Source organism: Haloarcula sp. DT43 (genome assembly GCF_037078405.1).
GTDB lineage: Archaea > Halobacteriota > Halobacteria > Halobacteriales > Haloarculaceae > Haloarcula > Haloarcula brevis.
Genome location: NZ_JAYMGZ010000001.1, coordinates 142423 through 156916, shown reverse-complemented (window position 1 = coordinate 156916; position 14494 = coordinate 142423). Strand labels below are relative to the sequence as shown.

Genomic DNA, 14494 nt, shown 5'->3' with positions numbered 1-14494 from the left:
CTTTCCCCGGACGGTCTGTACGGCTCACGTATGGTCCCCGACAGCACTCGCCGCCGCCTCCTCCAGGCCGCGGGGTCGATAGCACTTGCCGGGTTCGCCGGCTGTACCACGTCCGACGTGGTCGGTTCTGACGGCCCGAACCGCGAGTACACGCTCACCGTCGAGACGGTCGCGGCGTCGCCAGTCGGGCACGCGCTCTACGAGCCCAGCGACGACCCGCTGTTCGGTGTGCCCGCCCACGAGGCCCTCGAAACCGTCCTCCCCGACGGCCGCCATACGACGCACGGCTACCGCCCGGTCCCGGAAGACGCGTACGTCGAGTACGACGGCCGATACTACCAGACCGACGCCGTCGTCACCGGTAGCGACACCGTCGAGCGGACGCTCGTCCGCGCGGCCCCGCTGGCTGACGACGCGACCGTGCCCGACGACGCCGTCCCCGTCGACTCGCTGGACCGGCCGAGCGCGCGCGTGGCGAAAATCCTCCACAGCCACGCCCAGACCGACGGTGACGGTGCGAGCGCCGACCTCCTTCGGAACGGCGCGTACGTCCTCCGACGGTCCGCCGAGCGCGAGAGCCCCCTCGCGGACGGGACTCTCGACGGGCGGGTCGTCACGATGGAGTCCGGCGGCCCGTGGAACTACCGCATCGAGACGGAGACGCGACGGCTCTCAGAGACGGCCTACTCCACGCTGGCGCTCGAAATCGCGCCCTCGCGCGAGCAGTTCCGCGAGGTCGTGTTCGCTACCAGAATCGACGCCGACCTCTCGGGGGCGTCGCTCCGGGCCGACGTGCGGTCGACGCTCGACCGCGCACGCAGTCGCGGCCGCCACGTCGAAACGACGCCGCTCTCGACCCCCTTCGAGGCGCTCCTCGACCGACTCGGACTCGGAACGGTCGACGACGCAGTCAACGGACAGCTCCTGTGGGACGACGGGTCGCTGTACCGCTACGGGCTGTACGTCCGGGCGGCTGACCGGGACTAGCGGACCTAGGCCTCGTCCTCGCCGTCCTCGTCGCTCGCCTCGGGTGTGTCGTCGGCCGGTTCTTCCTGACTCTCGGCCTCGCTCTCGGCGAACTCGACCTCGGCCTCGAGTTCGATTTGGACGCCCTTGCCCTCCAGTTCCGCCTCGAACTCCGCCATGTCCTCGACCTCGGTTTCCAGTTCCGCTGTGTCTACCTCTACCTCGACCTCCACTTCGACGGAGACGTCGTCTCGGTCCATACAGACGTTCAACCCCCCTGACATAACTCCGTTTTGCAACCGGCAGCCCCGGTCGACTCCGATATCGCTATGTACGTCACCGGACGACCAGTGGCTATGAGCGACCCCGTGGACGTGACCGTCGACACCGGCGAGGAGTCGGAGTCGGTCCGAGTACACGACGACGACGGCGAGGTCGACGCCGGCGACGCGACCGTCCGGTTCAGTTTCTCGGCCGGCGGCCGGGCGGCCGACGACGGCCAGGAGACCGACAGCGACGACCCGCGCCGCATCGCCGCCCTCGACGCGGTGCCGACCGACAGCACGCTCGTGTTCGAAGCCCGCGACGGCCGGCGCGGCGTCGACTGCATCCTGCACCGCTCGGGCGACGCCGTCGCCGCCTGGCGCAACTCTTGTCCCCACCGGCCAGAAGTCCCCCTCGACCCGGGCCGGGGCGCGATTGTGCGGGGTGACCAGCTAGTGTGTCACAGACACGGCGCGCAGTTCGAGCCCGAGGACGGCGTCTGTACGCACGGTCCCTGTGCCGGCGACGCCCTCGACAGTATCGCGGTCGCGGTCCGGGACGGCGACGTGTACCTCACCGACGAGCGCTTCGAGCGGGCCGAGCGGCGCTGACGCCGACCCGGTCTCTCCCTTCTCTCAGTCGTCCGCGACGGCCGGCTCGCCGCCGGCCCGCGCGTCGGCGTCGCGCCACGTCCCCCGGAGGAACCAGGCGGCCGCGATGCCGGCGGCGAGGACGTTCGAGACGCCGAAGGCGAGCCAGATGCCCTGTTCGGCCAGCGAGTACGCGAAGAGGTCGACGACTTGGGGGCCGAGCCACGCCGGGACCGCGACCGGGCGGGAGGCGACCCAGGCGACCGGCAGGCGAATGACGCCGAGCATCGTGACCGCCAGCGCCGCCGCGGTGAGGGTCTTGCCGGCCCCGCGGAACCCGCCGGAGTAGGCCCGGACGATGCCGATGAAGCCGAAGGTCGGGGCGACCCACTGGAGGAACTCGGCCCCGATGCGGACGACCTCGGGGTCGTCGCTGAACACGCTGACGACGGTCGGTGCGGCGAAGATAGTGACCGCGCCCAGCACGGTGAGGATGACGAACGACACCTTCGCGGCGAAGTGGTTGGCCGCCGCCGCGCGGTCGGGCCGCTCGGCACCGAGGTTCTGGCCGGTCATCGTCTCGACGCCGCGGTCCATCGCGATGGCCGGCATGAACACGAGCGAGAACACGCGGATGCCGACGCCGAAGGCCGCCACGACGGTGACGGAGAACGTCCCGACGATGAACAGCATGGCGTTGACCGACAGCGCCCGCCCGGTCCCCTCGATAGAGGCCGGGACGCCCAGCCTGAGCAGTTTCCGGAGGTACTCCGCGTCGGGCGACATGTCGCCGAGGTGAATCCGCACGCCGCGCCGGCCCGACAGTAAGATGCCGAGGCCGACGACCAGGGCCACCCCGCGGGAGAAGATGGTCGCGACGGCCGCGCCGACGACGCCCATCTCGGGGAACACCCACCAGCCGAAGATGAGGAACGGGTCGATGACGATGTTCAACACGACGGTCCCGAACATCACTAGCATCGGCGTGATGGTGTCGCCGGCCCCGCGCATCAGCGAGATGAACACGAAGAAGCCGAACATCGCCGTCAGCCCGAGCGAGACGACCTGTAAGTAGCCGGTCGCGCCGGGCAGGACCTGCTCGGACGCCCCCAGCAGCGACAGGAAGTCCTCGACGAAGAAGTAGCCGGTCGTGCCCAGCAGCACGGAGCCGAGCAGGGCGAACGTCACCGTCTGGGAGGCGGCGTACTCGGCCTCGCGGTGCTCCTCGGCCCCGGTGTACTGGGCGACCAGCACGCTGCCGGCGACCGACAGCCCCATCCCAAGCGAGATGAGCAGGAAAATCATCGGGAAGGCAAATGAGATGGCCGCGAGCGCCGTCGTCGAGTACTGGCCCAGCCAGAACGTGTCGGCGAGGTTGTACGCCACCTGCAGCAGGTTCGTGATGACGATTGGGAAGGACAGGAAGAGCAGCGGCTTGCCGATGTCGCCGCTCGTCAGGTCCAGTTCCTCTTGGCCCTTGAACAGGTCGCCGAGCCGCGCGCCCAGACGGCCCAGTTTCCGCCGGACGCTCACGCTTCGACCCCCCGCTGTTCGGCCAGGAGGTGCGTCTCGACGTACTCGGTGAGCATCCGCCGGGTACACTCGACCGGGCGGCCGGTCGTGACGCGCTCGGTCGCGGCCCCGGTCAGCACGGTGACGATGAACCGGGCGGTGTCTTCGGCGTCGAGGCCGGGGTCGAACGTCCCGTCGGCGATGCCGTCCTCGAGGACCGCCTGGAGTTCATCGACGAGGTAGTCGTCGAACTCCGTGAGCCGCTCCCGGAACTCCGGTTCGTGGGGCGCGTGGGCGCGGATTTCGAGTATCGCCGTCCCGAACTCCTCGCTCCCGTCGTCGGGTTTGTCGAGCACCGAGTCGACGAGCGCGAGCAGCCGCTCGTGTGACGTCTCGCCGTTCGGGTCCTCGGTCCGGTCGACGAACCCGTCGTAGAGGTATTCGAGGAACGCACAGAGGAGGTCGTGCTTGCTGTCGTAGTGGTAGTGGAGGGCAGCCTTGCTCTTGTCCGATTCGTCGGCGATGTCCTGCATCGTCAGGTCCGCGTAGCCGTGCGTACACAGTGCACGGTAGGTCGCGTCCATGATGTCGTCGGCCGTGTCGCCGTCGTTCATTACGCGTAACTAACTGACTGGTCAGTCAAGTATGCGTCGGTACGCTCTCAGGCGTCCGACGGACCTGTCGGTCGCGGGGGTCGGAACGGCCGCAGAAGGGCGGGTTACTCCTTGAGGTCGAGGTCGAACTGCTCGTGCTCGCTCGCGGCGTTGAGCACGACGGAGGTGTTTGACTCCCTGATGTCGGGGTCGGTGAGCAGTTCCTTTATCTGGGCGTTCATGCCGTCGGTGTCGGTGAACTTCCCGACCGCGATGATGTCGTAGTCGCCGGTGACCTCGTACACCGAAATCATCTGTTTGTGCTCTTTCAGGTCGCTCGTGACTGCCGGGAGCGACGACCCCTCGACCTTGAGCTGGATGATGGCCGTCACGTCGTAGCCGAGCTTGTCGTAGTCGACCTTCGGCGTGTAGCCGTTGATGATGCCCTCGTCTTCGAGGTCAGAGAGGTGGTTCGAGACGGTCGTCACCGAGACGTCGAGGTCTTCGCCCAGGCTCCGGAGGCTCGCGCGGCCATCCCCCAGCAGGGCATTCACTAGCTCACGGTCGAGATTTTCGTACGTCATTACATCCAGAAACGTACCCCAGGGTTTAGAATTTTACGAATGTCCAAATGTAAGCGAAAGCGCCGAAACCTTTGCGTAAATCAGCAGGGTTTTAGTAGTAGCAATGTTCCTATCTGGTGTCCAAAGATGACAAGCGAACTCTCAGAGGAGGCACAGGAGGTACTCGACGAGATAGAAGAGCAGAACGTCGACTTCCTGCGACTCCAATTCACCGACATCCTCGGCACAATCAAGAACGTCTCGATCACAGCCGACCAGGCGGAAAAAGCCTTCACAGAGGGGATTTACTTCGACGGCTCCTCCATCAACGGCTTCGTCCGCATCCAGGAGTCCGACATGCGCCTGGACCCGGACCCCTCGACGTTCTCCGTGCTCCCGTGGAGAGAAAACGTCGAAGGCGGCTCCAGCGCCCGACTCATCTGTGACGTCATCGACACGTCGACCGGCGAGCCGTTCTCGGGCGACCCCCGTGGGGTCCTCAAGGACGCCATCGACCGCGCCGAGGAGATGGGCTACGATGTCAACGCGGCCCCCGAGCCGGAGTTCTTCCTGTTCGAGGAGGACGAGAACGGCCGCGCGACCACGAACACCAACGACGCCGGCGGCTACTTCGACCTCGCGCCGAAGGACCTCGCCAGCGACGTTCGCCGAGACATCATCTACGGTCTCGAGGACATGGGCTTCGACATCGAGGCTTCCCACCACGAGGTCGCCCAGGGCCAGCACGAAATCAACTTCACGTACGACGACGCCCTGACCACGGCCGACAACGTCGCCACCTTCCGGTCCGTCGTCCGCGCCATCGCGGCCGAGCACGACCTGCACGCGACGTTCATGCCCAAGCCCATCCCGCGCATCAACGGCTCCGGGATGCACACCCACATCTCGCTGTTCCAGGACGGCGACAACGCGTTCTACGACGAGGACGGCCAGTTCGGCCTCTCGGAGACTGCCCAGAGCTTCATCGCGGGCATCCTCGACCACGCACCCGCCATCGCCGCGGTCACCAACCCGACCGTGAACTCCTACAAGCGGCTGGTCCCGGGCTACGAGGCCCCCGTCTACGTCGCCTGGTCCGACCGCAACCGCTCGGCGCTCATCCGCAAGCCGGCCGCCCGCACGCCGGCCGCCGCGCGTATCGAGGCCCGCTTCCCCGACCCGTCGTGTAACCCCTATCTCGCCTTCGCCGCCCTCATCCACGCCGGGCTGGACGGCATCGAGCGCGACCTCGAGTGCGACGACCCGGTCCGCGAGAACATCTACGAGTTCGACGAGGAGAAGCGCGAGGAGTACGGCATCACCACGCTGCCCGAGAACCTCGGCGAGGCCATCGACGAACTCGAATCCGACGAAGTCGTCAGCGACGCGCTGGGCGAGCACGTCTACGAGAACTTCGTCGAGGCCAAGCGCCAGGAACACAAGGAGTACCTCGTCGACGTTTCCCAGTGGGAACTCGACCAGTACCTCGAGAAGTTCTAAGCGGCTCCCGTCTCAGTATTTTTCCGCGAGTCCCTCACCGGCCAGCGGCAGCGCCAGTAGCAGCCCGGTCCCCAGCGCCGCCGCGAGCCCGACGACGCCCGGCGTCGGTTCGAGGGCGAGCGTCCCGCCGAGGAGGACGCCGACCGTAGCGACGCCGAGCAACACGGTGAACGCGACGCCGCGGCGGGTCGGGTCGGGAATCGAGTCGCCGACGAGCGACCAGACGACGGCCCCACCGACGGTCAGCCCCAGCGCCGCTCCAGTGTCCCGCGAGAGGCCGGCGACGAGCAGCGCCACCCCGGCGACGGCGGCGGCGAGGCCGAACACCCGCTCGGGCGTCCCGAGCGCGGCCAGCGCGAGCCAGAGGAAGGTTCCGGCGATGGCAAAGCCCGCGAGCACGTCGGCGAGGTAGTGGACGCCGAGCACCAGCCGCGAGAGCCCGATGAGGCCGACGACGGCGGCGGCGACCGCGGTTCGGCTCCGTCGGGTGCCGACCCGGAGCGCCCACGCGAACCCGCCCCAGACGAGCAGCGAGACGGTCGCGTGACCGCTGGGGAAGCCGTAGCCCTCGCCGGTCGCCATCGACTCGTAGACTCCCCGTAGCGCCACCGGCACCAAGTCGGCGTGGGTCGCCGTCCCCGCGCCCGGCGGCCGCGGCAGTGCGAACACCGCCTTCAGCGAGACGGCGAGCGCGACCGCGCCGGCGAGCAGCGCGACCACCATCGCCGTCCGGTCGCGGGTGAGGCCCCGACCGAGCGCCGGGGTCCGCGGCCCCAGCCAGTACAGCAGCGCACACGCCGAGAAGGTGAACCAGAAGTCCCCCAGTTGGGTGACCAGCGCGAACAGCACGACGACCGCGCCGGGCAGGGCCGACAGCACCTCGGCGACGCCGACAGCCCGCATCACTGTCGCCAGTCGCGCACGCGGTCGATGAGCCGCCCAGGGAGCCCGGTGGCGGTGAGCGTCACGCCGACGGCAATCATCACGGCGTAGAGGCCCAGCGTCGACAGCCAGACGACCAGCATCGCCAGGACGGCCCACAGCCCCTGCAGGTAGTAGAACGCGCCCAGCGTCATCACCGTGCCGTACAGCAGGACGACGTAGGGGCCCCACTGCCGGGCGTGCCCGCGGCGCATCCGCCGGCGGACGTACTGTTTGAGGTCCGACCGCACCTCGTCGCGGTGGAGCGTCCGGTCCTCGACGTCCTCGCGGAACGATTCGAACTCCTCGCGCAGTTCCCTGAGTTCCTCGTCGGTCAGCGCGTCGGCGTCCCCGCCGCCCGGGCCGGCTGGCGGGGGCGTGTCGTCAGCGTCCTCACTCATCGCTTTGCCGGACCGTCGGCGCGATACCTGTTGTAGTTGCCGGTCCGCGAGCGCCGCGTTGACCGCCGCGCCCACGAGCAGCACCTGTCCGGCGAAGTAAAACCACGTCACGAGCAGGAGCACCGCGCCGACGACGCCGTACACCTGGTACGAGTCGGCCTGTGCGGCGTAGACGTTGAACCCCGTCCCGAGCAGCGTCCACCCGATACCGGCGAACACCGCGCCGGGGACGGCGCTCCGTACCGTCATCTCCTGGTCGGGAAAGAGGTAGTACAGCGGGAGGAACGCGACCGCCAGCACGGGGACGAGCGCGAGCCCGCCGAGCGCGACCTGGACGCCCAGGACCGTCCCGAACGCGCCGACGACGCCGAGGCCGACCAGCGCGATGCCGATGCCCCCCAGCGCGGCCAGCCCGTCGACGAGTTCCCCGACAATCGAATCCGGGCCGTCGGTCCCGTAGACGCGACTGAAGGCCGTATCGAGCCCGCGGAACACCTTCAGCGCGCTCCACAGCGTGACGCCGACGCCGAGGACGGTCGCGCCGCCGCGGCCGGCCCCGCTCGTCAGCGCGTCTTCGAGCAGCGTCGACGCCGCCGGCGTCAGCACGTCACCGGCGGCGCTGACGACTCGCTCGGCGAAGGCCTCGCCGCCCGCCAGCGTGCCGACGACCAGCGTCAGCAACAACAGCGGCAGCAGCGAGACGAACATGTAGTAGGCGATGCCGGCGGCGAGAAAGGAGACCTCCTCCTCCCGGACGGTGCGGACGACGTGTCGGGCGACGGAAACGGCGCGTGTACGGTCCACGCGAGCACTTCGGGGCGGCGTCGCAAATATACTGTGACTGACACGCCTCAGTCGTCCAGCGCCGCGTCGGGCCGGTACGAGCGGCTCACGACCCGCCACGTTCCCGACCGGAAGCGGTAGTAGGTCACCGCCGCCGGCACGGCCGTCTCGACGACCAGCGAGGCGTACAGCGCGAGTTCGCCCAGCGGGGTGACGTGGCCGAGATACGCAAGCGGGAGCGCGAACAGGTACATCCCGGCCAACTGGGAGTACAGCGGCCAGCGTGTGTCGCCGCTGGCCCGGAGCGGCCCCACTGCGCCGCCGTCGACCCCTCGGAACACGACGCTGGCACACGCCACGGCGACGAACACCGTCACCAGCGGGAGCACCGTCGGGTCGGAGACGAACAGGCGGGCGATGCCCCGCGAGAACGGGAACAGGGCCGCCGCGACGACGATGTAGACGCCGACGCTCAGCCGGAGCACCGTCTCCGCCCAGACGGTCGCCTCGGCCTCGTCGCCGTCGCCCAGCGCCTGACCGACCAGGCTGCTGGACGCGAGGCTCAGCCCCCAGTTGGGCGTATCGAGCAGCGCCCGGACGCGAAGCGCCACGACGTAGGCCGACACCACGCCAGGCCCGAACAGGCCGACGATGAACAGCCGCGGGAACTGCGCCCCGGTCCGCGCGAGGTTCGCGCCCACGAGCGGCGCGCCGGTCTCCGCGAGGTCCCACCCCAACTCACGGTCGAGGAACGGCCGTGCCATCGGCACCTGGACCGGGAACGCGCCGATTACCGGCAGGCCACCACGGACCAGTCCGACCGCGAACCCGACCGTGACCAGCACGTTCGCGATGACCGTCCCCATCGCCGCGCCGACGACGCCGAGGCCGAACCCGAAGATGAACAGGGCGTTCAGCGCGATGTTGACGACCGCGCCGCCGGCCCGCAACAGCATCGGGGTCCAGGCGTCGTCGGCCCCGACCAGCGTCCGGCTGCCGATGAGGTTCAGCGCGGCGAAGGGCACCCCGAGCGCGACGACCCGCAGGTACTGGCGGCCGTACTCGACGGCCGTCGACCCCGTTCCGACGAGGTCGACGAGCAGGCCGGGACCGACCCGGTACGCCGCCATGAGCGGCACTGTCAGCCCCAGTACGACGACCGCGCTGGTCGTGACGGTGACCGCCAACTCCTCGTCGGCGTCGGCCCCGTACCGCTGTGACACCATGCCGATGGTGCCCCCGGCGACGCCGCCGCCCAGCGCGAACACCAGTTCCCAGAACGGGGCGGCGAAGCCGACGCCGGCGATGGCCGTCGGCCCGAGCGCCAGCCCGACCATCGCCACGTCGACTGTCGACTTCGACATCCGGGCGAGCCCGGTGACGATGCGGGGCCAGGACAGGGCCGTCGCCCGGCGGACCCGTTCGCGCTCGACGAGTCCCGCTCGGGCCAGCAGCGCGCCGACGAACAGGAGGACGCCACGGACTGGATTGAGTGTGAGACGCACGTCTTCGCCCCCGCTTGGCGGTCGGCCCCGAAAGGTGTTAAGAAAGGGACGCCGCCCTCACAGGGTTTATACAGCACCGCCGCAACGACCGGATATGGATACGGAAGCGGCCATCCGGCACGGGACGATGCGGGTGACGGTCCTGTTGCTCGTCGCCGCAGCGCTGGCCATCGGCCTCGGTGCCGCCGGCCGCGGCGCGTCCCTGCCGATTATCGCGGGCCTGCTGGCACTGACCGCTGTGCTGTACGCCGCCCGGTCGGACGCGGACCGGTTCGGTCCCGTCGCCGGCGTCGACGTGGACGGCGTCGTCCGGTCGCTGTGGCTCGCGCCGCTCGTGACGGTCCTGGCGCTGCTCGTGCGGCTGTCGGCCACGCCCGGCGAGATGCAGGCCATCGGGGGCCTGCTCGGCCTCGCGGGGATGGCGAACTACTTCCTGCGCCCGGTGTACCTGCTGGGCTACGACTTCGTCGCCGCGGTCCGGGAGAGCCTCGGGCGGGCCAACGGCCGGTGAGCGTCCTCGCTCAGTCGGCCGTCGCCTCGCGGATTTCGACCACGTCGGCGTCCGTCTTGAACGTCGTGCCGCCGTAGTGGGTCCGGGAGGCGTCGAAGCCGGCGTCCCGCAGTTTCTCGATGAAAGTGTCCATCGCCTCCGCGCCGCGGCCCCAGCGCTTGCAGAGGCGGTGCTGGTCGTAGTGGGTCGGCGTGTCGATTTCGGCCCCGAGCGTCGCCAGCAGCTCCATCGCCTCGTCGGCGGTGCCCATCTCCTCCGTCACGTGGTCGGCGACGGCGTCGGCGAACTCGGGGTCGCAGGTCCGGCCGAGCCAGATGGGGCCGGCGGTCTGGAGGTGTTCGTCACAGACCGTGCAGGCGTCGGGAGCGTCGGCGATGAGGCCGCGCTCGTGGTCGCGCCAGAGGCAGTGCTGGCAGTGGTGGACGTACCCGAGGTCGTCGATGCAGTCGTTGGCGACTTTCGCGCCGTGGTCGAACTCCAGGTAGGTCCGGGCGTAGTGTTTCGTCGCGTGGCTGAGAATCGGCCGGGCGGCGATGTCGTAGCGGGCGGCGGTGCGGACCATCGCCGACAGGAGGACGCGCATCCCCATCTCGGCGTGGAACTCCGTGTTGCGCGGGACCGCGCCGTACGAGCGGACGCCGCTCTCGAAGTGGGCCCCACACAGCGGGGCCGTGTCGGTGGCCGTCACACAGAGGAGGTGTTTGGTCCCCTGGACGGCCGCGTCGGCGAAGGGGATGGGCGTCCCGAACGGGTCCACGTCGACCACGTCGAACGCCTCCGAGTGCATGAGCACGTTCGCGTCCGACCGCCGGACCGATGCGGCGAGGTCGTTGCGTTCGAGGTTCTGCTCACACAGCGCCGTCGCGTCGTCGTCGATGTCACACAGCGTCGTCTCCCAGTCGTTGGCCGCCGCGCGGACGCCCCGGATACCGCTTGCGGCGGTGGCGTCCAGATACGTCGACACGCGCGGGGTTCGCTCTCGGTAGGCCCGCAGTGCCGCCACGGTGATGTCGCGGTTCAGCTCCTGAACGGGGTTGAAGAACACGTCCGCGCCCTTCCCCGCGTCGGGCTGTTCCGGCACCGTGACGCTCACTCGGCCCTCACTGACGCGCATACTCCCCGGTCCGTGCGTGCGCCGTTAAGTCGTTCGGACCTGCCTGTTGGGTCTGGCGGTCAGGGTGTCATACAACTTTTGACAGGGTGTTGATTTCAGATACTGTAGTCTGAATCGACCGCTCAGTAGGAGTGCGTATTGAATTTTCAGGTAACAGCAGCTGTTCCCGGCGAGATTCCATCGTTTGCCCCACAAGTATTAATCTCTGTCAACGCGAACGTCAACGTACCAATGGCGACCGCGGATGAGCAGATTCGAGTTAGCGACACGGTGAAGCGAGAACTTGACCGCCGCCGCCGGGAGGGCGAGAGCTATAACGATGTGTTGCAGCGGATGCTTGCGGACGACCGCGACCTCATGGCTGGGTTCGGCCGGTGGGCAGACGAACAGGCTGACCGGGCCCGAGAGGCACGTAAGAAGTCCAAGCAGAAGTCGAAAGACCGGATGCGTCGACTGGCGGACGACGAATGAAAGTCCTCGACGCGACATTTCTCATCGACTATCTCAACGGTGTCGACGCCACCGCTGCGTATCTACTGGCCCATGACGATGAACGGTTCATTATCCCGGCCCCAGCGTACGCCGAGGTCCTTGTCGGAGCGGGGAATGCCCCGGATGGCGATGTCGCAGCGGTAACAGCTGACCTTTCGTGGGGTGAGGTTTACGAGACCGACAAGGAAACAGCTGAGATAGCCGGCGAAATCGCTAGCGAGGTTGGACCGCAAGGCCGGTTCCTCGCCGGGATGGACGGTCTCATCGCCGCCGTGGGCCGAGAACTTGATGCACCCGTGGTCTCCGATGACAGTGATCTCACGCACGAAGAGACCAAGCGCGTCGTAGACGTTGAAGAGTATCGTTGAGTGACGGTATCTGGTTGACTTCGGATGTGATCCCTGTGCTCGTTGCACTGAGCGAATCGGGTAGCGAAGAACGGCCATGTGAGCCGTTGTATGACACCCTCTCTGGCGGTACCTGACTTACTGCGAACGGCCAGAAAGCGCCCGGCCCTTTCAGTCCCACCCGATGTCGGCTGTGCAATGGCACTGCGTCTGGTCGGTTGTGTAGTCGCAGGCTGCTCGGTCGGTTGTCTCGGCTGTCTACGACGATTCCACACTCATCTTGCTTCGGCGACCGTCCGCTCCCGGGGCAGTCGCACCGTCGCCGTCGTTCCGTCGCTCGTGTCGAAGTCGAGGTCCCCCTCAAGTGTCGTGGTCGTCCAGCGGACGAGCCAGAGGCCGATGCCGCTGCCGTGGTTCAGGTCCGTCTCACGGCCCCGCTCCAGCACGCCGAGTTCGTGGTCCGGCACCCCGGGGCCGTCGTCGCTGACGGTCACCACCACGTCGTCACCCTCGACCGCGGCGCTGACGGTCACTGCGGCGTCCGGGACGTGCTGGAGGGCGTTCTCGACGAGGTTGGCGAGCAGAATCTCAAGCAGGGCCGGCTGGGTCGTCAGCCGGAGGTCGTCGGGTATCTCCACAGCGACCGAGCCGCCGTACTCCTCGCGGGCGGCCGCCACGACCTCGGCGGCGAGGTCGGCCAGCACGACGGGTTCGGGGGCCGCGTCGCCGGCCCCCGCTTCGGCGAGGGTGCGGGCCTTCTGGCCGGAGTCGACCAGGCGCGTGACCGACCGCTCGATGGTCGCCGCGTGGTCGGCCTGCTCGCCGTCGAGTTCCGCCGCCAGTAGCTCCGCGCGGGCCTGGATGACGACGCTCTCGTTGCGGACGTTGTGCCTGAGAAAGCGGTTGAGCACTTCGAGGCGGCGCTCGCGTCGGATTTCGTCGGTGATGTCCTGAAAGACGACCGTGTAACCCAACTGGGTGCCCGACTCGTCCCGCAGCGCCGTCTGTCGGACCTTGCACTCGCGGTGGCGGCCCCCGGTATCGATGGAGAGCCGGGACTCCCCGCCGTCGGTCTCGATGGTATCGCCCGTCAGGAAGCCGTTCAGCGGCTCCGTCAGCGCCGCGTGCTTGTCGACGGCGAGCATCCGCTCGGCGGCGGGGTTGAGGTTCACCACGCGACCCTGCTCGTCGACGATGGCGACCGGGGTGGCGATGTCGTGGATGGCCGCCCGCTCGCCGGCCCGGCGGGTTGCCGGGTGGAACTCGAACATGTCGCTGCGGACGAACGCGTACAGGTCCAGGGCGACGTGGGGCAGGAACATGAGCGTCGTCAGGTTCACCGCCGGCACCGGCCCGACGCCGCCGGCCCACAGCAACACCGCAGCGCCGGGCGGTATCGGGCTCAGGCCGACCGCCAGCGCCTCGCGTCGGTACAGCGGGCCGTAGCTGACGACCGTATCGAACACCAGCAGCGTCCCGAAACTGACGAACAGCATCGCGACGATAATCGTGAGCAGTCCGACCGGCAAAACCGCGTACTCCGCCCCGGCGCTGCCGGCGACCGGCACGACACGGAACCCCTCCCAGACGACGGTGTGGAGCGGGTTCGTGACGACCAGCGCCGTGCCGGCCAGCGGGAGCACCGCCACGGCCCGGTACCACCAGCTCTCCAGGACGCTCGTCCGGCCGGTGTAGCCAAGCGCAAAGGAGAGGAAACAGAAGCCTATCCAGATGATGCCCAGCCAGGCGACCATCTCCAGCGCGAGCCGAAGGGTCGGGTCGAACACGAGCAGCGCCGCCCCGTAGGCGAAACACCAGCCCGTCTGCGTGACGATGGTCGCCACGAACCACTGCGCGCCGGGCTTGCCCCAGTGAGTCCGGAGCCGTGTCAGCAGATACACCGAGCCGAGTCCCGCGGCGAACGAGCCAAGCGCCAGCCACGGGAGGTCCATGCCGGACGAAGCCGCCGCTCCGTGTTTACCCTTCTGGGCACAGTACAAGCATTGATAACTCCCCGCCGGGGGTCTCGAAGCCGACGCCGTTTTGTCACCCCTTTCCGTAGCATGGCTGTGACCGGAGTTGAGGAGTGGGTGGCCGATCTCGAAGCCGCCGGGGAGCTGACCCCCGACGCAGTGTCGGCTATCGTCGACGTCCACGGCGACCGCGGCCACCAGGCCATCGAGGCCGTCGGCGAGAGCCGGGTCAAGCAGTACCGGGATTTCACCGTCGTCGTCGGCCACGACGACGAGTACATCGTCGAGGACGGCGGCTGTACCTGCGCCGACAGCGAGTACAACCTCGACGCCGAGGACCCCGACCAGCTCTGCTGGCACGCCATCGCCGTCCGCGTCGCCGAGGCCATCGACGCCGTTGACGACCACGACATGTGGTACTCCGAGGTCCGGGAGTTTCTGTAAACCCACCTTTTTCCA

At 68.4% G+C, this 14494-nt stretch carries 16 protein-coding genes; 7 read left to right on the top strand and 9 right to left on the bottom strand.

All coding sequences use genetic code 11. From position 1 onward, the window contains the following. Nucleotides 1-30 precede the first annotated feature (30 nt). Nucleotides 31-987, top strand: a complete 957-nt coding sequence (locus VI123_RS00850) for a hypothetical protein (RefSeq protein WP_336336189.1) — start codon at nt 31-33, stop codon at nt 985-987. A gap of 5 nt (nt 988-992) precedes the next feature. Here the strand turns inward: VI123_RS00850 and VI123_RS00845 are convergent, their stop codons facing one another. Beyond that, nucleotides 993-1226, bottom strand: coding sequence for a hypothetical protein (locus VI123_RS00845; RefSeq protein ID WP_336336188.1), 234 nt, complete (start codon nt 1224-1226; stop codon nt 993-995). 96 nt (nt 1227-1322) lie between these two features. On the opposite strand from VI123_RS00845, the gene VI123_RS00840 reads away from it, so the two are divergent. After that, nucleotides 1323-1841: a Rieske (2Fe-2S) protein gene (locus tag VI123_RS00840; RefSeq protein ID WP_336336187.1), complete on the top strand. Its 519-nt coding sequence runs from the start codon at nt 1323-1325 to the stop codon at nt 1839-1841. 24 nt (nt 1842-1865) lie between these two features. Here the strand turns inward: VI123_RS00840 and VI123_RS00835 are convergent, their stop codons facing one another. The 3 genes from VI123_RS00835 to lrp form a co-directional block, all read right to left on the bottom strand. Continuing rightward, complete coding sequence (locus VI123_RS00835) at nt 1866-3353, bottom strand: MATE family efflux transporter (protein WP_336336186.1); 1488 nt, start codon at nt 3351-3353, stop codon at nt 1866-1868. Next, complete coding sequence (locus VI123_RS00830) at nt 3350-3946, bottom strand: TetR/AcrR family transcriptional regulator (RefSeq protein ID WP_336336185.1); 597 nt, start codon at nt 3944-3946, stop codon at nt 3350-3352. Before VI123_RS00830 ends, VI123_RS00835 begins: the two co-directional genes overlap by 4 nt. A 104-nt stretch (nt 3947-4050) precedes the next feature. After that, entirely contained in the window at nt 4051-4509 is a 459-nt protein-coding gene (gene lrp / locus VI123_RS00825) for an HTH-type transcriptional regulator Lrp (protein WP_336336184.1), read from the bottom strand. Nucleotides 4510-4635: 126 nt separating this feature from the next. Here lrp and glnA point away from each other — a divergent pair, with 126 nt between their 5' ends. Further along, nucleotides 4636-5988: a type I glutamate--ammonia ligase gene (gene glnA / locus VI123_RS00820; protein WP_336336183.1), complete on the top strand. Its 1353-nt coding sequence runs from the start codon at nt 4636-4638 to the stop codon at nt 5986-5988. 12 nt (nt 5989-6000) lie between these two features. On the opposite strand, the gene VI123_RS00815 is transcribed toward glnA, so the two are convergent. Genes VI123_RS00815 through VI123_RS00805 form a run of 3 tightly spaced genes read right to left on the bottom strand, consistent with a single transcriptional unit; the run spans nt 6001 to nt 9598 of the window. Continuing rightward, nucleotides 6001-6894: a phosphatase PAP2 family protein gene (locus VI123_RS00815; protein WP_336336182.1), complete on the bottom strand. Its 894-nt coding sequence runs from the start codon at nt 6892-6894 to the stop codon at nt 6001-6003. Further along, complete coding sequence (locus VI123_RS00810; RefSeq protein WP_336336181.1) at nt 6891-8114, bottom strand: YihY/virulence factor BrkB family protein; 1224 nt, start codon at nt 8112-8114, stop codon at nt 6891-6893. Before VI123_RS00810 ends, VI123_RS00815 begins: the two co-directional genes overlap by 4 nt. A gap of 47 nt (nt 8115-8161) precedes the next feature. Beyond that, nucleotides 8162-9598 carry an MATE family efflux transporter gene (locus VI123_RS00805; protein WP_336336180.1) on the bottom strand — a complete coding sequence of 479 codons (1437 nt, stop codon included), beginning with the start codon at nt 9596-9598 and terminating at the stop codon, nt 8162-8164. Nucleotides 9599-9692: 94 nt separating this feature from the next. Between VI123_RS00805 and VI123_RS00800 the strand changes: the two genes are divergently transcribed. After that, nucleotides 9693-10109, top strand: coding sequence for a hypothetical protein (locus VI123_RS00800; protein ID WP_336336179.1), 417 nt, complete (start codon nt 9693-9695; stop codon nt 10107-10109). Between the two features lie 10 nt (nt 10110-10119). Here VI123_RS00800 and VI123_RS00795 read toward each other — a convergent pair whose 3' ends face one another. Beyond that, nucleotides 10120-11223 carry a tRNA (guanine(26)-N(2))-dimethyltransferase gene (locus VI123_RS00795; protein ID WP_336336178.1) on the bottom strand — a complete coding sequence of 368 codons (1104 nt, stop codon included), beginning with the start codon at nt 11221-11223 and terminating at the stop codon, nt 10120-10122. 231 nt (nt 11224-11454) lie between these two features. Here VI123_RS00795 and VI123_RS00790 point away from each other — a divergent pair, with 231 nt between their 5' ends. Beyond that, entirely contained in the window at nt 11455-11694 is a 240-nt protein-coding gene (locus VI123_RS00790; protein ID WP_336336177.1) for an antitoxin VapB family protein, read from the top strand. Beyond that, nucleotides 11691-12083, top strand: a complete 393-nt coding sequence (locus tag VI123_RS00785; protein ID WP_336336176.1) for a PIN domain-containing protein — start codon at nt 11691-11693, stop codon at nt 12081-12083. Before VI123_RS00790 ends, VI123_RS00785 begins: the two co-directional genes overlap by 4 nt. A 254-nt stretch (nt 12084-12337) precedes the next feature. On the opposite strand, the gene VI123_RS00780 is transcribed toward VI123_RS00785, so the two are convergent. Then, entirely contained in the window at nt 12338-14014 is a 1677-nt protein-coding gene (locus VI123_RS00780) for a histidine kinase N-terminal 7TM domain-containing protein (protein WP_336336175.1), read from the bottom strand. A 111-nt stretch (nt 14015-14125) separates the two neighbouring features. Here VI123_RS00780 and VI123_RS00775 point away from each other — a divergent pair, with 111 nt between their 5' ends. Continuing rightward, nucleotides 14126-14479 carry a hypothetical protein gene (locus VI123_RS00775; RefSeq protein ID WP_336336174.1) on the top strand — a complete coding sequence of 118 codons (354 nt, stop codon included), beginning with the start codon at nt 14126-14128 and terminating at the stop codon, nt 14477-14479. Nucleotides 14480-14494 lie beyond the last annotated feature (15 nt).

Excerpts from the sequence above, each read along its gene's own strand:
- VI123_RS00850 (WP_336336189.1), top strand. The coding sequence starts at position 31 with ATGGTCCCCGACAGCACTCGCCGCCGCCTCCTCCAGGCCGCGGGGTCG.
- VI123_RS00845 (WP_336336188.1), bottom strand. The coding sequence starts at position 1,226 with ATGGACCGAGACGACGTCTCCGTCGAAGTGGAGGTCGAGGTAGAGGTA.
- VI123_RS00840 (WP_336336187.1), top strand. The coding sequence starts at position 1,323 with ATGAGCGACCCCGTGGACGTGACCGTCGACACCGGCGAGGAGTCGGAG.
- VI123_RS00830 (WP_336336185.1), bottom strand. The coding sequence starts at position 3,946 with ATGAACGACGGCGACACGGCCGACGACATCATGGACGCGACCTACCGT.
- lrp (WP_336336184.1), bottom strand. The coding sequence starts at position 4,509 with ATGACGTACGAAAATCTCGACCGTGAGCTAGTGAATGCCCTGCTGGGG.
- glnA (WP_336336183.1), top strand. The coding sequence starts at position 4,636 with ATGACAAGCGAACTCTCAGAGGAGGCACAGGAGGTACTCGACGAGATA.
- VI123_RS00800 (WP_336336179.1), top strand. The coding sequence starts at position 9,693 with ATGGATACGGAAGCGGCCATCCGGCACGGGACGATGCGGGTGACGGTC.
- VI123_RS00795 (WP_336336178.1), bottom strand. The coding sequence starts at position 11,223 with ATGCGCGTCAGTGAGGGCCGAGTGAGCGTCACGGTGCCGGAACAGCCC.
- VI123_RS00790 (WP_336336177.1), top strand. The coding sequence starts at position 11,455 with ATGGCGACCGCGGATGAGCAGATTCGAGTTAGCGACACGGTGAAGCGA.
- VI123_RS00785 (WP_336336176.1), top strand. The coding sequence starts at position 11,691 with ATGAAAGTCCTCGACGCGACATTTCTCATCGACTATCTCAACGGTGTC.
- VI123_RS00780 (WP_336336175.1), bottom strand. The coding sequence starts at position 14,014 with ATGGACCTCCCGTGGCTGGCGCTTGGCTCGTTCGCCGCGGGACTCGGC.
- VI123_RS00775 (WP_336336174.1), top strand. The coding sequence starts at position 14,126 with ATGGCTGTGACCGGAGTTGAGGAGTGGGTGGCCGATCTCGAAGCCGCC.